The sequence below is a fragment of the Rhodococcus sp. GQ147 genome (assembly GCF_059759155.1).
This window is the reverse complement of record NZ_JCAXDU010000002.1, coordinates 42,614-61,438: the sequence shown is the minus strand read 5'-3', so window position 1 is coordinate 61,438 and position 18,825 is coordinate 42,614. Positions and strand designations below refer to the sequence as shown.

The window sequence follows — 18,825 nt, the reverse complement described above, 5'->3', positions numbered from 1 at the left end:
GTTTGCATGGTGGACGTGACAGACGACAGTCCCGGACCCCGCCGGACCCGCCTCGGTCCCGCCCAACGCCGGGCCCAGCTGATCGAACAGGGTCTCGAACTGCTCGCCGACCGGCCCCTCGAGCAGATCTCCGTCGACGAGGTCGCCGACCGGGCCGGGGTCTCGAAGGGGCTGCTGTTCCACTACTTCGCCTCGAAGCACGACTACCACGTCGAACTCGTGCGATGCGTCGGCCAGGATCTCGTCGAGTACACCGCACCGGACGAAGGTCTCGAACCGATCGAGATGCTGCGCGGCACGCTCGTCGCGTACGTCGACTACGTCACCCGGCGCCGCGACATGTACGTCTCGATCCTGCGCGGCGCCACCAGCGGCGACCCCGACATGCGGGCGGCCTTCGAGGACACCCGCACAGCGCTCGTCGACCGGACCGTCGCGCACCTGCCCGCCATCGGGATCGAGCCGACGCCCGCCGTGCGGCTCGCCGTGCGCGGCTGGGTGGCCTTCGTCGAGGACACGACCATCGCGTGGCTACGCGATCCCGAACTCACCCGCGACGAGTTCGTCGAACTGGCCATCGCGGCGCTGTCCGGCGTTGCGCTGGCGGCACATTCGCTCCACTCATCGGCTGGTGACGCTGCTCCGGCCGGTGGGTTTCTCAGCGATCGTTTCCGGGAAGGTACTCCTGCAGCTTCGTCTTGACGCCCTGTTTCACGAAGCCCCAACGGTTCTCGTCACCGGCGAGCACGGCCTTGGCGACATCGGTGAACTGCTCCCACGTCGCGTGCGGCGGGATCGGCGGCATGTCCGGATCGGTGTACACGTCGAGCACCGTCGGACGGTCCGCGGCCAGCGCGCGATCCCAGGCCGAGCCCATCTCGTCCGAGGACTTCACGGTTTCGCCGCCCAGCCCGAGACTGCGCGCGAAGGCAGCGTAGTCGACGTCCGGAAGCGACTGGGACTCCGCGAATTTCGGTGCCCCACCCATCGCACGCATCTCCCAGGTGACCTGGTTGAGATCGTTGTTGTGGATGATCGCGACGACGAGCCGCGGATCGGTCCACTGCTGCCAGTACCGCTGGATGGTGATCAGCTCGGCCATGCCGTTCATCTGCATCGCCCCGTCGCCGGCGAACGCGACCACCGGACGACCCGGATGCGCGAACTTCGCGCCGATCCCGTACGGCACCGCCGGACCCATCGTCGCGAGGGTGCCCGACAGTGAACCGCGCATGTCACCGCGGAACTGCAATTGGCGCGCATACCAATTGGCGGCCGAACCCGAGTCGGCGGTGACGATCGCATCGTCCGGCAGTCGCGGTGAGGCCTCGGCGAACATCCGCAGCGGATTGACGAACTCCGTCTCGACCTCCGCCTGCTGTCCCATGGTCTGCCACCAGCGCTGCACGTTCTGCTCGATGCCCTCACGCCATGACCGGTCCTCCTTGCGCTGCAGCAGCGGGACGAGCGCGTCGAGCGCGGCGGCGGCATCCGCGACGAGATTGACCTCGTTCGGATAGCGCATCCCGATCATGTTCGGGTCGATGTCGATCTGCACGCAGCGGGCCTGGCCGTATTCGGGCAGGAACTGGCTGTAGGGGAGGGACGAACCGACGATGAGCAGCGTGTCGCAGCCGGTCATCATCTCGTGGGTGGGCCGCGTGCCCAGCAACCCGATCGATCCGGTGACCCACGGCAACTCGTCCGACAGCACGTCCTTGCCCAGCAGGGCTTTCGCCACCCCGGCGCCGAGCAGATCCGCGACCTGCTCGAGTTGCGCCCGCGCACCGCGGGCGCCGCTGCCGACGAGCATCGCTACCTGGTCCCCGGCGTTGAGGATCTCCGCGGCCCGCCGGATCGCGTCGTCGTCCGGTGCGATCCGGGGACGGTCGAAGCCGACGCTCGACGGCACCATCTTGAACTCGTGGCCAGGCGGGGAGTACTCGAGTTCCTGCACGTCGCCGTGGATGATGACTGCCGTGGGAGTGCGGTACGCGATGGCGGTGCGCATCGCCCGGTCGAGGACGTTCGGCAACTGCTCGGGCACCGTCACCGTCTCCACGAACGCCGACGCCACATCCTTGTACAGCGTGTGCAGGTCCACTTCCTGCTGGTACGACCCGCCCATCGCTGAACGGTCGGTCTGGCCCACGATCGCCACCACCGGAACGTGGTCGAGTTTCGCGTCGTACAGGCCGTTGAGCAGATGGATCGCGCCCGGGCCGGAGGTCGCCATGCACACCCCGGGCCGGCCCGTGAACTTCGCATAGCCCACGGCTTCGAAGGCGCTCATCTCCTCGTGCCGGGACTGCACGAAGACCGGATCGTTGCCGGTGCGCGTCCAGGCGGCGAGGATCCCGTTGATGCCGTCGCCGGGATATCCGAAGACGTGGTCCACCCCCCACGCGCGCAGGCGGTGCAACAGGTAGTCGGCCACGGTCGGATTTGCCATCGGTAGCTCCTCGCAGGACACGATCGGGGGTCCTCCGGAGGGTGCCCGTCGTGCCCGGTCCGAAACACACCGGAAAAAGGCGTGAGCCGGGTCGATCGCCCCTCGCGGGGACGAACCGACCCGGCTCACATGAGAACCGTCAAGGACCCGAAGGATCCGAAACGGAGCTTCTAGCGACCGAAGGCCTTCTCGATGATCTCCTGCTGCTCGACAGCGTGGACCTTGCTCGAACCGGACGACGGTGCCGACATCGCGCGACGCGACACGCGCTTGATACCGCTGAGCTTGTCGGGTAGCAGTTCCGGCAGCGCGAGGCCGAGGAACGGCCAGGCACCCTGGTTCGCCGGCTCCTCCTGGACCCAGAAGAACTCGGTGGCGTTCGGGTACTGCTCGAGCGTCTCGGCGATGCGGCGACGCGGCACCGGGTACAGCTGCTCGATGCGCACGATCGCGACGTCGTCACGACCTTCCTTCTGCTTCTTCGCCAGCAGTTCCCAGTAGATCTTGCCGGAGGTGAGCAGCACACGAGTGGCCTTCGACCGGTCGGCCGTGCCCTCCTCGTAAGGAACCTCTTCGAGCAGCGAGCGGAACTTGCCCTGCGTGAAGTCCTCGATGTTGCTGACCGCGGCCTTGTTGCGCAGCATCGACTTGGGCGTGAACACCACCAGCGGGCGGCGGATGCCGTCGAGGTGATGGCGGCGCAGCAGGTGGAAGTAGCTCGCCGGGGTCGACGGAACCGCGACCGTCATCGAACCCTCGGCGCACAGCTGCAGCCAGCGCTCGATGCGGCCCGAGGTGTGGTCGGGACCCTGGCCCTCGTGGCCGTGCGGCAGCAGCAGCACGACGTCGGAGAGCTGACCCCACTTGGCCTCACCGGACGAGATGAACTCGTCGATGATGGGCTGCGCGCCGTTGACGAAGTCGCCGAACTGCGCCTCCCACAGCACGAGCGCGTCGGGGTTGCCCACCGAGTAGCCGTACTCGAAGCCCAGACCCGCGAACTCGGTCAGCGCCGAGTCGTAGACCATGAAGCGGCCGCCGTTGCCGGCCTGGTTGGCCAGCGAGGCGAGCGGGTTGTACTCGTCGCCCGTCTTGCGGTCGATGATGACCGAGTGGCGCTGCGTGAACGTGCCGCGACGCGAGTCCTGACCGGCCAGGCGCACCAGGGCACCTTCCTCGGCCAGCGAACCGAACGCGAGCAGCTCGGCGAACGCCCAGTCGATCTTGCCGTTGCGTGACATCTCACGACGCTTCTCGAGCACCGGCTTGACGCGCGGGTGGACGGTGAAGCCCTCGGGCGCCTCGGCGAAGGCGTCGCCGATCCGCTCGAGCACCGGCCGGTCGACGGAGGTGTCGAGACGCTTCGGCGGGGTCTGGTCGAGCTCGACCGACTCCGACGGCTCCGGCGGGTACTTCTCGAGTTCGCGGACCTCGTTGAAGACCCGTTCGAGCTGTCCCTGGTAGTCGCGCAGGGCGTCTTCCGCTTCCTTGAGCGAGATGTCGCCGCGGCCGATCAGGGCCTCGGTGTAGCTCTTGCGGACGCTGCGCTTGGTGTCGATCACGTCGTACATCGCCGGCTGGGTCATCGACGGGTCGTCGCCCTCGTTGTGACCGCGGCGGCGGTAGCAGATCATGTCGATGACGACGTCCTTGTGGAACTTCTCGCGGAAGTCCACGGCGAGCTTCGCGACCCACACGCAGGCCTCGGGGTCGTCGCCGTTGACGTGGAAGATCGGCGCGCCGATCATCTTCGCCACGTCGGTGCAGTACTCGGACGAACGCGAGTGCTCCGGCGCGGTGGTGAAGCCGACCTGGTTGTTGACGACGATGTGCACGGTGCCGCCGGTGCGGTAGCCGCGCAGCAGCGCGAGGTTGAGGGTCTCCGCGACGACGCCCTGACCGGCGAACGCAGCGTCGCCGTGCAGGAGCAAGGGCAGGACGGTGAAGCCGTCCTCGCCCTTGTCGAGGATGTCCTGCTTGGCGCGGACGAGGCCCTCGAGCACCGGGTTGACCGCCTCGAGGTGCGAGGGGTTCGCGGTGAGCGAGACCTTGATGTCGTTGTCGCCGAACATCTGGATGTAGGTGCCCTCGGCGCCGAGGTGGTACTTCACGTCGCCGGAACCGTGCGCAGCGGCCGGGTTCAGGTTGCCCTCGAACTCCGAGAAGATCTGCGAGTACGGCTTGCCGACGATGTTCGCGAGCACGTTCAGGCGACCGCGGTGCGGCATCGCGATGGCGACCTCGTCGAGCGTGTGCTCGGCGGCCTGGTCGATGATCGCGTCCATCATCGGGATGACGGACTCGGCGCCCTCGAGCGAGAAGCGCTTCTGACCGACGTACTTGGTCTGCAGGAACGTCTCGAACGCCTCGGCGGCGTTGAGGCGGCTCAGGATGTACTTCTGCTGGGCGACCGTCGGCTTGACGTGGTGCGCCTCGACCCGCTCCTGCAGCCACTGCTGCTGCTCGGGCTCGAGGATGTGGGTGTACTCGACACCGACGTGGCGGCAGTACGCGTCGCGCAGCACCGACAGCACGTCGCGCAGCTTCATCTTCGGGCGGCCGTGGAAGCCACCGACATTGAACTCGCGATCGAGATCCCACAGCGTCAGGTCGTGGGTCGTGACATCGAGATCGGGATGCGACCGGAACTTGTCGCGCACGAACTGCAGCGGATCGGTGTCGGCCATGAGGTGGCCGCGGCTGCGGTAGGCGGCGATGAGCTCGAGCACACGGGTGTGCTTGTCGACGAGACCTTCCGGCACGTCCTTGCGCCAGCGGACCGGCTCGTAGGGGATGTGCAGGGTGTGGAAGATGCCGTCGTAGAAGTCGTCGCTGATGAGCAGCTCGTGGATCTTCTTCAGGAACTCACCCGACTCCGCGCCCTGGATCACGCGGTGGTCGTAGGTGGAGGTGAGCGTCAGCAGCTTGCCGATGCCGATCTCGGCGAGCCGCGCGTCGGACGCACCCTGGAACTCGGCCGGGTACTCCATGGCGCCGGCGCCGATGATCGCGCCCTGGCCCTGCATCAGACGCGGGACCGAGTGCACGGTGCCGATACCGCCCGGGTTGGTCAGCGAGATCGTGACGCCGGAGAAGTCGTCGCCGGTGAGCTTGCCGTCGCGGGCGCGGCGCACGATGTCCTCGTAGGCCGAGTAGAACTGCGCGAAGTTCATCGTCTCGCAGTTCTTGATGGCCGCCACGACCAGCGAACGCTGGCCGTTCTTGCCGGGCAGGTCGATCGCGAGACCGAGGTTCGTGTGCGCGGGCACGACGAGGTTCGGCTTGCCGTCGACCTCGGCGAAGTGGTTGTTCATGTTCGGGAACGCCTTGACCGCCTGGACGATCGCGTAACCGAGGATGTGGGTGAACGAGACCTTGCCGCCCCGGGTGCGGGCGAGGTGGTTGTTGATGACGATGCGGTTGTCGAACATCAACTTCGCGGGCACCGCGCGAACACTGGTGGCCGTCGGGATCGACAGCGAGGAGTTCATGTTCTTCGCAACGGCAGCAGCGGCGCCGCGCAGAACCTTCTTCTCCTCGGTGGCCTGGCCCGACGGGGCCGCGGCGGGCTTGGGAGCCGGCTTCGCGGGCGCGGCCTGGGCCTTCGGCTGCGTCGCAGGCTTGGTCTCCGCCTTCGGTGCAGGCTTGGCCGGCGCGGCCTCGGCTTGCGGTGCGGGCTTCGCCGACGCGGTCTCGGTTTTCGGTGCAGGCTTGGTGGGGGCCGAAGCGGAGGAACTCGGCGCAGATGCTGTGCTCGGCGCGGGCTTCTCGGTCGTGGCGGTGTCGGAGCCGTTGGTGCCTCCGGCCACCGCGGCTTCCGGCGAATAGTCGGTGAGGAATTCGTGCCAACTCGCGTCCACGGACGAAGGGTCGTCCTGGAAGCGCTGGTACATCTCGTCAACCAACCACTGGTTCTGTCCGAACTGTGATGTAGAGCTGCTGCTCACGGCAGTTGTTCGCCTCGTTTCTTTCTTCGGTACCCGATCGGAGCGCCTGTGAATATGAGGCTAGCCCGTGGCATGTGACGATCCGAACTGACCGCGCATGTCGGTGGGCTACCTCACAATCTGGTGCGATGGGGTCTCCATCGATGACGGTTCTCGAGAGCCGATTATTCCCTCTAAGGTGCATCGGCGCAGCGCGCACCCCGTTACAAACGTGAGGACGATCTCATGTTCGATCCTTCCGTCGTCGAAGTGAGCAGGACCTCGGGCTCCTCCGGAACGAGACCACCGGTAGCGAGTTGCCACAAAGTGGTGTACAGACCTCCCGCTCGGCGGAGCTCGTCGTGGGGCCCGCACTCGACGATACGGCCGTCGTCGACGACCACCACGAGATCGGCGCGTGCGGCGGTCGCGAGACGGTGCGCCACCACCACGGCCGTCCGCGAGCGGGCCACCCGCGCACCCGCCTCGAGCACCGCCTTCTCGGTGGCGGGATCGAGGGTCGCGGTGGCCTCGTCGAGCAACAGAAGATCGGGGTCCACCAGTTCGGCGCGCGCGAGTGCGATGAGCTGACGCTGCCCTGCCGACAGACCCTGACCGCGCTCACCCACCGGATGGTTCATGCCGCCGGCGAGTCCCGCGATCATGTCCAGCGCCCCCACGGCGCGCGCGGACGATTCGATCTCCTCGCGCGTCGCCTCGGGCCGGCCGTAGGCGATGTTGGTCGCCACCGTGCCCGTGAACAGGTGCGCCTCCTGCGGCACCACCCCGAGCCGGCCCCGATAGTCGCGCAGACGGTAACGGCGCAGATCGGTGTCGTCCACCCGCACCGAACCGGAGGTCGGGTCGTAGAACCGCGCGAGCAGTTTGACGACCGTCGACTTCCCGGCACCGGTGCGGCCCACCAGGGCGACCGTCGACCCGGCCGGGATCGACAGGTCCACATCGCTCAACGCGTCACGGTCGGCCTCGCTGTACCGGAAGCCCACCTGCCGCAGGTCGACGTCGCCGCGGAGGTGCCCGGTGATGGCGACCGTGCCCTCCTCGGCAGACTCGAGCGAGCTCTCGGTCCGCAGCAGGTCGCCGATCCGGCGCAGACCGACGCGCGCCTGCTGGTAACCGTCGAAGACCTGCGACAACTGCTGGATGGGTGCGAACAACAGGTTCAGATACAGCACGAACGCGATCAGCACACCGGGGCCGACCGCGCCCGACGCCACCTCGCGGGCGCCGACGAAGACGACCGCCGCGAGCGCCAGATCGGACAGGAAAGTGATGAACGGGAAGTACAGCGAGATGGCCCGCTGCGACCGCAGGCGACTGCGCCGATAGGCCTCCGCGCGCTCGGCGAACCGCCGCGCCGCGGTCTCCTCCCTGCGGTAGGCCTGGGCGGCGCGCAGACCCGTGACGTTCTCCTGGAAATCCGCGTTCACCAGGGAGATGCGTTCGCGGGACTGCGCGTACGCCGTCCCGGAGACCTTCCGGAACCACAGGGTCGCGCCGACCAGCACGGGCAGCACCGCCAGCACTACCAGGGCCAGCGACAGATCGGTGGCGATCAGCGCGATCGAGATACCGGTGAGCGTCAGCACCGCCACGACCGCGGTGGACAGGCCGGTCTGGATGAACTGTGACAGCGCGTCCACATCGGTCGTCATCCGCGTCATGATCCGGCCCGACAGTTCGCGTTCGTAGTAGTCGAGCCCGAGCCGTTGCAGGTGCGCGTACGAGCGCACGCGCAGCCCGAACAACACCCGTTCGCCCGCCCGCGCGGTGAGCACCGTGAGGATCGCGACCACGAACCAGCCGAGCAGCGCGAGCACCACACCCGCGGCGGTCGCCTGCCACAGCCGGGACGGATCGCCCGGGGTCACCCCGCGGTCGACGGCGTACCGCACCAGCGACGGGAACGCGATGCTCGTCAGCGACTCCACCGCCAGGCACAGCACGACGACCGCCAGCAGTGCGCGCACCGGGCGCAGCGTCGTCCACAATCGGAACTGCGGGTCGGGCAGGCGCAGGGCCTCGGACCGCAGGGCCGGATCGCGTCCGGGGGTCTCGGTGGCCGGGGGAAGCGCGTCGACGGCCGCGCGCAGTTCCGGGGTCGGGGCCACCGCGCCGAGCGCCCCGGACACCGGCCCGCCGCGGCCACCACTGCCCGCCGGTCCGCCGCGACCTCCACCGACCGCCGGAGGATTCCGAACGGTACCGGACGGCTCATCGTCGTCCGGTTCCTCGGGCCACAACTCACCGGCGGGAACCGGGCGTTCCGGTGCCGGTGCGGCGTCGTCGTCGGTCGAGAGCAGACGCCGGAAGACGGGACTGCGCTCCTCGAGTTCGTCGACCGTCCCGATGTCGACGATGCGTCCCTCGTCGAGCACGGCGACCCGGTCGGCGAGTGCGAGCGTCGACCGCCGATGGGCGAGCACGAGGGTCGTGCGGCGCCGACCCGCCCGCAACGCGCCGTAGATCGCAGCCTCGGTCTCGGCGTCGACCGCAGAGGTCGCGTCGTCGAGGATCAGCACCCGCGGATCGACGAGCAGTGCCCGCGCCAGCGCGACCCGCTGCCGCTGCCCACCGGACAGTGTCAGGCCGCGTTCACCGACGACCGTGTCGTAACCCTCGGGGAGGGCCTCGACGAAGTCGTCGGCGCGTGCCGCCGCGGCCGCGGTGCGGATCTCGTCGTCCGACGCGTCGGGCCGGCCGAGCGCGATGTTGGACGCGACCGTGTCGGAGAACAGGAACGGCTCGTCGAAGACGAGGCCGACCGCCCCGCGCAGATCGTCGGCGCGGAGCGTGGCGACGTCGATGTCGCGGCCGTCCGCGGTCAGGCACACCGACCCGCGGTGTGGCGCGTAGAAGCGGGGGAGCAGCAGCGACAGCACGGTCTTGCCCGACCCGGCCGGGCCGACGATCGCGACGGTCTCGCCGGGCGCGATCTCCAGGTCGAGGCCGCGCAGTACGTCCCGGTCGTCGTCGAAGCCGAACGTCACGTCCTCCAGGTGCACCCCGAGCGGACCGTCGGGCAGTTCGACGGGATGCGGGGGATCGGCGACGTCGGGTTCGGTGTCGATCACCTCGTACACCCGCTCGACGGCGGCGCGGGACAGCTGCGCCATGATCACGACCTGCGAGAGGGTGCGGGTCGTCCCCGTCATCGTCGCCACATAGGCGGTGAACGCCACGAAGGTGCCCACGGTGATTCCGCCCTCGAGGGCGAGCCAGCCGCCGAGAGCGATGGTGGCGACGAGCCCGAACTGCGGGATCGCACCCATCGGCGCCGAGAACCACGCGTTGATCCGGGCGGCACGCAGACGCTCCGCGTACAGCCTGCGACCGTGCTCCTCGAGTTGGTCGACCGCGTGCGATTCCTGCCCGAATCCCTTCACGACCCGCACGCCCGTGACCGTCTCCTCGACGTGCTGGGCGAGATCGGCCGCGCGCTGCTGCGCCGACCAGGTCGCGGCGAACAGCCTCGGGCGCACGACCCGCACGAGACCCGCGATGATCGGGACGATGACCACCGCGACCAGCGTGAGCAGCGGCGAGAGGGTCGTCATGATCACCAGCGCGAGCACGAATTGCAGCAGCGCACCCGCCGACATCGGCACCATCGCGAGCAGCCCTTGCACGAGCTGCAGGTCGGTGATGGACCGCGAGACCACCTGACCCGTGCGGATGCGGTCCTGACCGTGGCCGTCGAGACGTTGGAGTGAGCCGAGCAGGCGCAACCGCAGGTCGTGCTGCACGTCGAGCGACAGGCGTCCGGCGAGCATGCGGCGCCCGTACTGGCAGCCGAACCGGATCACCGCACCTGCCGCGATCGCAGCCGCGGCCAGCCCGATCAGGCGCAGGTCGTCGGCGGGCACGTCGCCCTGCCCGGTCGCGCTGTCGACCGCGACCTTCGTCAGCAGTGGGAAGGTGATGTCGATCAGGGCGGCGACGACGGTGACGGCCAGCGCCCCGACGGCTGTTCTGCGGTGTTTCAGGCATTCGGCGACGAGCCGGGAAATCCATCCCGGCGAGCGCGGAATCGGGTCGTGTGCCATCGAACCGACATTAGCGTCGAGCGCCGACAGGGCACGTCGAAGCCGCTCGGGAAGGGCCGGTGACGCAGGTGATCGAACGTGTCAGACGACGTCGGCGGTGCGGGCGCGCCACCAGCCGAGGCCGCCCAGCACCACGGTCCAGAGGAGCAGGAGCAGCGGGGCCGCCGGCCACGTCATCTCGAGTGTCACGTCCTCGGGCATCGACACCGCGGAGAACAGCACGTACCAGGTCACCTGCGCCGGCAGGTACGACGCGATCGCGCCGAGACCGAGACCGTGCAGGACGACCGAGACCATCAGCTCCCCGAACGGCACCCACGCGCAGATCGCGAGCACACTGCCCGTCGTCGACCGTGTGAGCAGACCCAGCCCCGCTCCGATGAGCGACCACATCAGCGCGCAGAACAGACCGATGCCCATCACCTTGGCGACCGATCCGAGGTCGGCACCGTCGAAGCCCCCACCGAACAACACGAGCGTCGCGGCCGCCGCGACTTCCGTGACGATGCAGTACAGCAGCCCGATCACGGCGACGGTCGCGAACTTCACGCCGACGACCCGGTCGCGTCCCCGCGCGGTGAGGAAGGTCGTCACGATCGTTCGGTGCGCGAACTCGCTGCCCGTCGCCACCGCGCCGAAGATCGCGGCGAACAGGAACACCAGCGACAACGAGAGGGAGATGCCGACCGCGGCGGCGACGGCCTCGGCGAAACCGTCACCGAAGCCGAGTTCGAGTTGCCGCGCGACCGGCAGCGTCAGCGCCCCGCAGAACAGTCCCACCAGCAGCGGTGCGATGCCGAGGATCCACCAGTAGCGCAGGCTCAGGACCTTGCGGAACTCGGCGGTGAGAAGCGCGGTCATGCGGTGGGACCTCCTTGCCCGGTCGGCGGTCGGTTCGGCTGTCCCCACTGCGACTGCGGGTACTGCTGTGCGGTCGGGTACTGCTGATACTGCTGGCCGTTCGGATACGGCTGGGCCTGCGGGTGCTGCTGGGCACTCGGGTACTGCGGGCCCTGCGGATACTGCCCGCCCGGCGGATGGTGGGCTCCGTGCCCCGGATACTGCACGACCGGCGCGGCCGCGTAGCGACCGGCCGTCATCGCCAGGTAGACCTGCTCGAGATCGACGTGCTCGACACTCGTCCCGAACAGCGTCACCTCCGCGGTCGCGGCGATCTCGGCGATGCGGTCGGAAGTCACACCCACGACCGCGAGCCGTCCGTCCTGCTGCACCTGCGCGTCGGTGTGCCCGGCCGCGGCGAGTGCGGTCGCGAGGCGGGCCGGGTCGGAGGCCGCGGCGAACACCCGCGAGCGGTAGGCGTCGCGCAGATCGGTCATCGAGGTCTCCGCGACCAGGTGACCGTTCGCGATGATCACGAGGCGGTCGGCCATCTGCTCGATCTCCCGCAGGATGTGGCTCGAGATCAGCACGGTCCCGCCGTTGGCGGCGAATGCGCGGAGGAAGTCGCGCAGCCAGGCCATGCCCTCGGGGTCGAGTCCGTTCGCCGGTTCGTCGAGCACGAGATAACGCGGTTGTCCGAGCAGGGCCGTCGCCAGGGCGAGTCGCTGCCGCATGCCGAGGGAGAACTCCCCGATGCGACGCCGCGCGACCGACCCCAGGCCGACGAGGTCGAGCATCTGCCTCGCCCGTTCGTCGGGCACGCCGATCGCGGCACAGTAGATCTGCAGGTGTGTCAGCGCCCGGTGTTTGGGGTGGGCGCTGCGCGCGTCGAGCACCGCTCCGACGACCTGTGCAGGCTGCTGCAGGGAGGTGAACGGCACGCCGTCGACGAAGGCGTTCCCGGCGCTCGGCCGGACGAGGCCGAGCATCATGCCGAGGGTGGTGGTCTTGCCCGATCCGTTGGGTCCGAGGAAGCCGGTGATCGAGCCCGGCGGCACCGTGAACCACAGATTCGATACGGCCGTGTGGTCACCGAACGTCCTGTTCAGGCCGTGGACGGCGATCCCCGCGCCCGGTGCCCCCGAGGGCACCCGGGGATCGGGTGTGCCGTACGGCGGTTGCGTTGACGGTGCTGTCACGGATTCGGACCCCCGCGTCGTCGAGATATGGGTGCGGCTTGGTGCCGCGGTCGCCGTGAGCTTACGGGTCAGTCGAGGAAGGGCAGGACGGCGTCGAGGAATTCGCGGGGCGCGTCGAGCTGAGGACAGTGCCCGGCATCGGGGATGATCACCACCCGTCTCCGGCCGCCGGCCTGCACCCGTCGCGCGGCGTGAGCGGGCGTCAACCGGTCTTGTGCACCCCACACCAGCAGGGCCGGCATGTCGAGGGCGTGCACCATCTCCGGGATCGGCAGTCGGCCGAGCTCACCGATCGCGTGCCGGCCCACGGTCAGCAGCGTGTCGACCTGCTCGCGGGTCGCGTAGTTCGCCGCGAACGCCGTGCGCGCCGCCCGGTCGAAGGTGCCGCGCCGGTGCACGGCGGCCCGCGCGTACAGGGCACCCATGGCCTGCTGCATCACCGGAGCGGGCAGCAGGCGCGACAGTTCGACCGGCATGCGTGCACCCTGCGTCCACCACCGGGGGATCCCGGCGAGACCCGGCATGTCGGCGAGCACCACGCGGTCGACCCGGAACGGGTGGACCGACGCGAACACCAGTGCGGTGACCGCACCGAGCGAATTCCCGACCAGCGACACCGGTTCGGGAACGTCGTCGACGAGGTCGGCCAGGACGTCGACATAGTGGTCGAGCACGGGGGTCTCCCAGTGCTGCGCGCTACGTCCGAAACCGGGCAGGTCGACCGCGAGCACCCGGTGCCGTTCGGCGATCGCCGGCGCGACCTTGCACCACGTACCGCCGTGATCGGAGAAGCCGTGCAGCAGAACGACGGTGCGTGGTCCCGCACCGGACTCCCGTACGAACACCTTCCCGTCGGCCGGCACGGTCAGTCCTTCGGGACCGGAACACCGGTGTCGAGCGCCGGTGCCTCTCCGCTCGCCGGGAGGACGGGACGTGCGACGGGCCACGCGGCCGGCGGTGGACCGAAGGCGTCGCGGGCGTTCTGGATCGTGCGCTTGCCCAGCGCACGGTTGCCGACGCCACCGATCGCGGCGCCGATACCAGCGGGGACGAGCTTGCCGATCAGCAGCGGACTGCGCTTGGCGAAGTACCGGCGGATGAATTTCTTGACCAGGGAATTGTTCAGCGTCTTCAGCTGGGTGCCGCCCGCGCCGGTGGTCAGCGCCTTGGGCCAGTTGCGCAGCGACGCGCCGGTCGCGGTCGCGACGACCTCCCGGCCGGCGTCACCGAGGGAGACGGCGAGCACCAGCGCGCGGCGCTGCTCGTGGTTGTGGGGTTCGATCCCGTGCACCGATGCGATGGCCAGGGTGAGCAGCGCGGACGCCTCGAAGAAGAAGGCCGTCTCGGCGCCGACCGCGCCGATGGCCGCGAGTGTCCCGATGCCGGGGAAGGCTGCGGTCGCGCCCGCCGCGGACCCGCTGCCGGTGACGGTCAGCAGGAACTGCTTCTCGAGTCGCTCGATGATCTGCGCCGGGGACTCGTCGGGGTGCGAGCGCCGCATGAGATCGACGTACTTGGCCACCGCAGGGCCCTGCAGCCTCGCGCCGTTGTCCAGCATCTTGACGATAAAGGCCTCTGCGACGCCTGCCTTGTTGCTCATCGTGCCCCTGTTCTCCGGTGCTCTTGTCTTCCGGACTGCTCTCACTACGCTGGTGCCATGACCGGGTCCGCAGTCGGTGAGTCTGACGGCGCCAGGCGGCGTCCGACACCCCTGCTGACACCCTACGTACGGTCGTACGAGGGGTATCGGCTCGACGGTTTCCCGTCGGGGACCCATCTGGGTATGCCCTCTCCGGAGGTCACCGTAATCCTCACGATCTCCGAACCCGTCGAACTCTCGCGGGGCGACGGACGGTGCCCGGAACGTTTCGACGCGCTCGCCGGAGGGTTGTCGACGCAACCGGTGCCCATCGTCCACCACGGCCGGCAGCACGGGATCCAACTCGCGCTCACCCCCGCGGGTGCGCGCGCCCTGCTGGGTGTGCCCGCCGCCGCGCTCGGGCCGTGGGCCGTCGATCTCGAGGACGTCATCGGCGCCGACGGCCGGGAGTTGTTCGACCGGATCTCCGCGGTCGAATCGTGGGACGAGCGGTTCGCCGTCCTCGACCGGATTCTCACCCGCCGCCTGGTCGCCGCACGGTCGACGAGTCCGGACGGGCACCTCGTCCACGCCTGGCACCTGCTCGTGACGCACCCGGCTCGCCCGGTCCGCGCTGTTGCGGACGAACTCGGATGGAGCAGGCGACACCTCGCGAACCGGTGCGCCGCCGAGTTCGGACTGTCCCCGAAGGACGTGGCCCGGGTGGCGCGCTTCGACCGGTCGCGACGGATGCTGCGGGCCGACCCCGGCCGCCGCCTCGCCGATGTCGCCGCCGAGTGCGGCTTCTACGACCAGGCGCATCTCGCCCGCGACTGGCGCGATCTGGCGGGCGTCCCGCCGTCGCGGTGGCTCGAGGACGAGGTGTTCCCATTCGTCCAAGACGACCGGGGGGTTCCGGGCCGACACTCGGAGACATGACGAACACAACGAATTCCACGCAGCAGTCGACCACCCTCACACCCACCGTCGACACGGTGTGGCCGTGCTTCGCCTACACCGACGCCCGGGGCGCGATCCGTTTCCTCGTGGACACCCTCGGGTTCGCCGAAGCGGAGGTCTACGGGGAAGGGGATCGCGTCGACCACGCAGCCCTGCTCTGGCCGCACGGCGGAGGGGTCATGCTCGGCTCGACCGGTCGCGGGTCGCCGCTCGACCAGCACGCCGACAGGGGCGCCGCCTATCTCGTGCTTCCCGACGACGTCACCGTCGATGCCCTGTACGAGAGGGTGCTCGCCTCGGCGCAGGCGGAGGACCCGGCGGTCCGCGCGACCGTGACCGTCGAACTCCGCGACGAGGACTACGGATCGCACGGGTTCACCTGCCGGGACCCGCACGGTGTGTACTGGACGATCGGCACCTACCGGCCCCGCCGGCCGTAGGAACCGTCGCAGGGGGGTCAGCGTCGCAGGGGATCAGCGGGCGACCGTGCCGTGCCCTTCGGGGACCACCTCGCTCGGACGCGGCGGGGGCGGCGGTGTGCCGTCCCCGAACGGCCGCCCGCCGAGCGCCTCACGGCCGTGCGGATCGAGCCAGTTCGACAGGTCCGGTCCCTTCGGCACGATGCCCGTGGGATTGACGTCGGTGTGCACGAGGTAGTAGTGCTGCTTGATCTGAACGAAGTCGATGGTGTCGCCGAAGCCGGGTGTCTGGAACAGATCGCGCGCGTAGGCCCACAGCGCCGGGAAGTCCGCGAGCCGGTTCCGGTTGCACTTGAAGTGCCCGTGGTAGACGGGATCGAACCGGACGAGCGTGGTGAACAGGCGCACGTCGGCCTCGGTGATGGTCTCGCCCACGAGATAGCGCTGCGCCCCGAGGCGTTCCTCGAGCCAGTCGAGGCGGGCGAAGAGACGGTCGAAGGCCTTGTCGTAGGACTCCTGCGAACCGGCGAAACCGCACCGGTACACGCCGTTGTTGACGTCCTGGTAGACGAGCTCGGCCACCTCGTCGATTTCGCTTCGTAGCTCCTCGGGATACAGATCCGGGGCGCCCTCGCGGTGGAACTGCGTCCACTCGGTGGAGAAGTCGAGGGTGATCTGCGGATAGTCGTTCGTCACGACCTGCCCGGTGGGCACGTCGACGACGGCCGGGACGGTGATGCCGCGGTCGTATCCGGGGAATCGCGCGAAGTACGCGTCCTGCAGTCGCGGGATGCCGAGGACGGGGTCGACCCCGCCCGGGTCGAGATCGAACGTCCAGCTGCGCTCGTCGTGCGTCGGGCCGCACAGTCCCAGCGACAGAGCGTCCTCGAGACCGAGCAGCCGCCGCACGATGAGGGTGCGGTTGGCCCACGGGCACGCCCGGGCGGCGACGAGCCGGTACCGCCCCGACTCGACGGGATAGCCGTCGCGCCCGTCCGCGGTGATGCGGGTTCGGATGTAGTTGGTGTCGCGGGCGAACTCCGCACCCGGCTCGACGTACTTGTTCTCGGTCACCTACGCATCCTTCCGTGCACACTCGTCACTTCCCGGGTGGAACCCGAACCGTCACGAGGGTTCCCCAGATGTCGTATCCCGACACCGCCGCGACCGTCCGGGCACCGCGGTTGTCGCGGCGCATGCGGGCCAGCGGGACGAGTCCGGCGTCGAGCGCGTCGTGGGTCGCCAGCGTCGCGACCGTCGAGGCGAGCCCGAGCCGGCGCGCCGGCGGTGTCGTCAGCACCCGCACATCGGCCAGCAACGACCCGAGTTCGCTGTAGGCCGCGCCGGCGAGGGGACGGTGATCGTCGTCGAGCAATACGAACACGCGCGACGGCCCGGTCGGCGACAGTTCGGCCTCGGTGACGTCGTCGGGCGGGCAGCACCGCAGCAGTTCGGCGAGGTCCTCGGGGTCGTCGGAGATGAGCGGGTTCTCGACGCGTGTCGCGTCGATCCAGTCGGTGCACAGGGCGAGGATCTCCGTGCGACCCGCGTGGCCTGCGACGACGAGCTCGGCGTTCGGGGCATCGATCTCGGCCGGGTCGGGTTCGGCCGCGAGGCGGGAGACCGCGGCGTCGGGTCCGACGATCGCGGTGGCGCGCCCCACGGCGAGCAGTCGGACGTCGCGGAACGAGTCGTCGACACGCGTCACGCACCCGGGTTCGACGAGTGCGCCGTCGGGTAGGCCCAGTGCACGACACCACGCGAGGGCGGCGATGCTCGAGATGTGCGGGTCCACCCCGCTACCGTAGACCGCCGACGAGGGGAGAGGTCCGGTGAGCGACGACAGCGGGGTGGACACGCGCGAACGCGGGTCCGATGTGGCGGTGGAGATGTCCGACGGTGCCCGCTGGGCGGCGTTGGGCGCTCTGTGCCTGGGCTTCTTCATGATCCTGGTGGACAGCACGATCGTCGCCGTCGCCAACCCGGCGATCATGCGGACCTTCGGGGCCGACATCGCCGCCGTCGTGTGGGTCACGAGCGCCTATCTGCTCGCCTACGCGGTGCCGCTGCTCGTGACGGGCCGCCTCGGCGACCGCTTCGGTCAGCGCCGGGTCTACCTCTGCGGGCTGGTGCTGTTCACGATCGCGTCGTTGTGGTGCGGTTTCTCGTCGACGATCGAGATGCTCATCGTCGCCCGCGTGTTCCAGGGATTCGGCGCGGCGCTCATGTCGCCGCAGACCATGGCCGTGGTGACCCGGATCTTCCCGCGTGAGCGGCGCGGGACCGCGATGGGCCTGTGGGGCGCCGTGGCCGGGGTCGCGACGCTCGTCGGGCCGCTGGCCGGCGGTGTCCTGGTCGACGGGCTGGGCTGGGAATGGATCTTCTTCGTGAACGTGCCCGTCGGGATCGTCGGGTTCGCGCTCGCAGTGCGGTACGTGCCGGTGCTGCCCACGAGCCCGCACCGGTTCGACGTGCTCGGCATGCTGCTCAGCGGCGCCGGCCTGTTCTGCCTCGTGTTCGGGATCCAGGAGGGCAACTCGTTCGAGTGGACCGCCCGCGTGTGGGTGCTGATCGGGCTGGGCATCGTGTTGCTCGTCGTGTTCGTCGTCCAGCAGTCGCTCAACCGCGGTGAACCGCTCGTACCGCTGTCGCTGTTCCGGGACCGCAACTTCGGGTTGGCGAACATCGGTATCGCGACGATGGGTTTCGCCATCACCGGCGTCATGCTGCCGATCATGTTCTACGCCCAGTCGGTGCGCGGTCTGAGCCCGACCGGCGCCGCGATGCTCATGGTGCCGATGGCGGTCTTCAGTGGTGTGCTCGCGCCGCTCGTGGGCAGGCTCGTCGACCGGGTCCATCCGCGGCTGATCGCCGGCACCGGCTTCTCGCTGCTCACGATCGGGCTGGGTTGGCTCGCGCTGGTGATGACCCCCGACGCGGAGATCTGGCAGTTGCTGCTGCCGATCGCCCTGATCGGGGTGGCGAACGCGGGCATCTGGTCGCCGCTCTCGGCCACCGCGACGAACGGTCTCGCACCGAGCCGGGCCGGGGCGGGTTCCGGTGTGTACAACACGACGCGTCAGGTGGGCGCGGTGATGGGGAGTGCCGCTCTCGGTGCGATCATGGCGGCGCGGTTGAGCGCCAACGGTGTCGGCGGGGGAGGAGGGGCGCCGGAGATGGAGACGTCCGGCTCCGTCCTGCCGGAGCCCCTGCACGAACCGTTCGCCGCGGCGATGGCCGAATCGTTGTGGCTTCCCGCCGGCATCCTGCTCATCGGGCTCGTGGCCGCGCTCGCCTTCGACCGTCCCGCGAGCCAGAAGGAACAGCGTGCCGCCGAGGAGCGTTCGGCGGCAGCGAGCGCCTGACGGACGTTCCAGCGACCA

The 18,825-nt window shown here is 69.4% G+C and carries 13 protein-coding genes; 4 read left to right on the top strand and 9 right to left on the bottom strand.

The genetic code is table 11. The features are described 5' to 3' along the window. Positions 1 to 6 precede the first annotated feature (6 nt). On the top strand, positions 7 to 702 hold the full coding sequence (locus AC6CID_RS02725; RefSeq protein WP_033097304.1) for a TetR/AcrR family transcriptional regulator: 696 nt from the start codon (positions 7 to 9) through the stop codon (positions 700 to 702). On the opposite strand, the gene AC6CID_RS02720 is transcribed toward AC6CID_RS02725, so the two are convergent. The 7 genes from AC6CID_RS02720 to AC6CID_RS02690 form a co-directional block, all read right to left on the bottom strand. Further along, entirely contained in the window at positions 659 to 2,452 is a 1,794-nt protein-coding gene (locus AC6CID_RS02720; RefSeq protein WP_498353533.1) for a thiamine pyrophosphate-requiring protein, read from the bottom strand. The two genes, AC6CID_RS02725 and AC6CID_RS02720, sit on opposite strands and share 44 nt — an antisense overlap. A gap of 170 nt (positions 2,453 to 2,622) precedes the next feature. Further along, a complete protein-coding gene (locus AC6CID_RS02715; RefSeq protein ID WP_071934582.1) occupies positions 2,623 to 6,399 on the bottom strand; it encodes a multifunctional oxoglutarate decarboxylase/oxoglutarate dehydrogenase thiamine pyrophosphate-binding subunit/dihydrolipoyllysine-residue succinyltransferase subunit in 3,777 nt (1,258 codons plus the stop codon). 203 nt (positions 6,400 to 6,602) lie between these two features. Continuing rightward, entirely contained in the window at positions 6,603 to 10,445 is a 3,843-nt protein-coding gene (locus tag AC6CID_RS02710) for an ABC transporter ATP-binding protein (RefSeq protein ID WP_217580001.1), read from the bottom strand. An 81-nt stretch (positions 10,446 to 10,526) separates the two neighbouring features. Continuing rightward, positions 10,527 to 11,306 carry an ABC transporter permease gene (locus AC6CID_RS02705; protein ID WP_024103462.1) on the bottom strand — a complete coding sequence of 260 codons (780 nt, stop codon included), beginning with the start codon at positions 11,304 to 11,306 and terminating at the stop codon, positions 10,527 to 10,529. After that, positions 11,303 to 12,436, bottom strand: coding sequence for an ABC transporter ATP-binding protein (locus AC6CID_RS02700; protein WP_498353625.1), 1,134 nt, complete (start codon positions 12,434 to 12,436; stop codon positions 11,303 to 11,305). The genes AC6CID_RS02705 and AC6CID_RS02700 overlap by 4 nt, the downstream gene beginning before the upstream one ends. 116 nt (positions 12,437 to 12,552) lie before the next feature. After that, the gene (locus AC6CID_RS02695) at positions 12,553 to 13,347 is read right to left on the bottom strand and encodes an alpha/beta fold hydrolase (protein WP_064060612.1); all 795 of its coding nucleotides are present in this window, start codon (positions 13,345 to 13,347) and stop codon (positions 12,553 to 12,555) included. A 2-nt stretch (positions 13,348 to 13,349) separates the two neighbouring features. After that, positions 13,350 to 14,084 (bottom strand): hypothetical protein, encoded by a 735-nt coding sequence (locus AC6CID_RS02690; RefSeq protein WP_064060611.1) that lies wholly within the window; start codon positions 14,082 to 14,084, stop codon positions 13,350 to 13,352. A gap of 57 nt (positions 14,085 to 14,141) precedes the next feature. Between AC6CID_RS02690 and AC6CID_RS02685 the strand changes: the two genes are divergently transcribed. After that, entirely contained in the window at positions 14,142 to 15,002 is an 861-nt protein-coding gene (locus AC6CID_RS02685; RefSeq protein ID WP_033097311.1) for an AraC family transcriptional regulator, read from the top strand. Beyond that, a complete protein-coding gene (locus AC6CID_RS02680) occupies positions 14,999 to 15,463 on the top strand; it encodes a VOC family protein (RefSeq protein ID WP_006554329.1) in 465 nt (154 codons plus the stop codon). Before AC6CID_RS02685 ends, AC6CID_RS02680 begins: the two co-directional genes overlap by 4 nt. Before the next feature lie 33 nt (positions 15,464 to 15,496). On the opposite strand, the gene AC6CID_RS02675 is transcribed toward AC6CID_RS02680, so the two are convergent. Beyond that, the gene (locus tag AC6CID_RS02675; RefSeq protein ID WP_498353532.1) at positions 15,497 to 16,516 is read right to left on the bottom strand and encodes a glutathione S-transferase family protein; all 1,020 of its coding nucleotides are present in this window, start codon (positions 16,514 to 16,516) and stop codon (positions 15,497 to 15,499) included. A 25-nt stretch (positions 16,517 to 16,541) separates the two neighbouring features. After that, positions 16,542 to 17,237, bottom strand: coding sequence for a hypothetical protein (locus AC6CID_RS02670; protein WP_024103467.1), 696 nt, complete (start codon positions 17,235 to 17,237; stop codon positions 16,542 to 16,544). A gap of 94 nt (positions 17,238 to 17,331) precedes the next feature. Here AC6CID_RS02670 and AC6CID_RS02665 point away from each other — a divergent pair, with 94 nt between their 5' ends. Further along, positions 17,332 to 18,807, top strand: coding sequence for an MFS transporter (locus tag AC6CID_RS02665; protein WP_033097394.1), 1,476 nt, complete (start codon positions 17,332 to 17,334; stop codon positions 18,805 to 18,807). Positions 18,808 to 18,825: the final 18 nt, after the last annotated feature.

What these genes read in the sequence shown, in the direction of transcription:
- AC6CID_RS02725 (WP_033097304.1), top strand. Translation starts at nt 7, where the DNA reads ATGGTGGACGTGACAGACGACAGTCCCGGACCCCGCCGGACCCGCCTC.
- AC6CID_RS02720 (WP_498353533.1), bottom strand. Translation starts at nt 2,452, where the DNA reads ATGGCAAATCCGACCGTGGCCGACTACCTGTTGCACCGCCTGCGCGCG.
- AC6CID_RS02710 (WP_217580001.1), bottom strand. Translation starts at nt 10,445, where the DNA reads ATGGCACACGACCCGATTCCGCGCTCGCCGGGATGGATTTCCCGGCTC.
- AC6CID_RS02705 (WP_024103462.1), bottom strand. Translation starts at nt 11,306, where the DNA reads ATGACCGCGCTTCTCACCGCCGAGTTCCGCAAGGTCCTGAGCCTGCGC.
- AC6CID_RS02690 (WP_064060611.1), bottom strand. Translation starts at nt 14,084, where the DNA reads ATGAGCAACAAGGCAGGCGTCGCAGAGGCCTTTATCGTCAAGATGCTG.
- AC6CID_RS02685 (WP_033097311.1), top strand. Translation starts at nt 14,142, where the DNA reads ATGACCGGGTCCGCAGTCGGTGAGTCTGACGGCGCCAGGCGGCGTCCG.
- AC6CID_RS02680 (WP_006554329.1), top strand. Translation starts at nt 14,999, where the DNA reads ATGACGAACACAACGAATTCCACGCAGCAGTCGACCACCCTCACACCC.
- AC6CID_RS02665 (WP_033097394.1), top strand. Translation starts at nt 17,332, where the DNA reads ATGTCCGACGGTGCCCGCTGGGCGGCGTTGGGCGCTCTGTGCCTGGGC.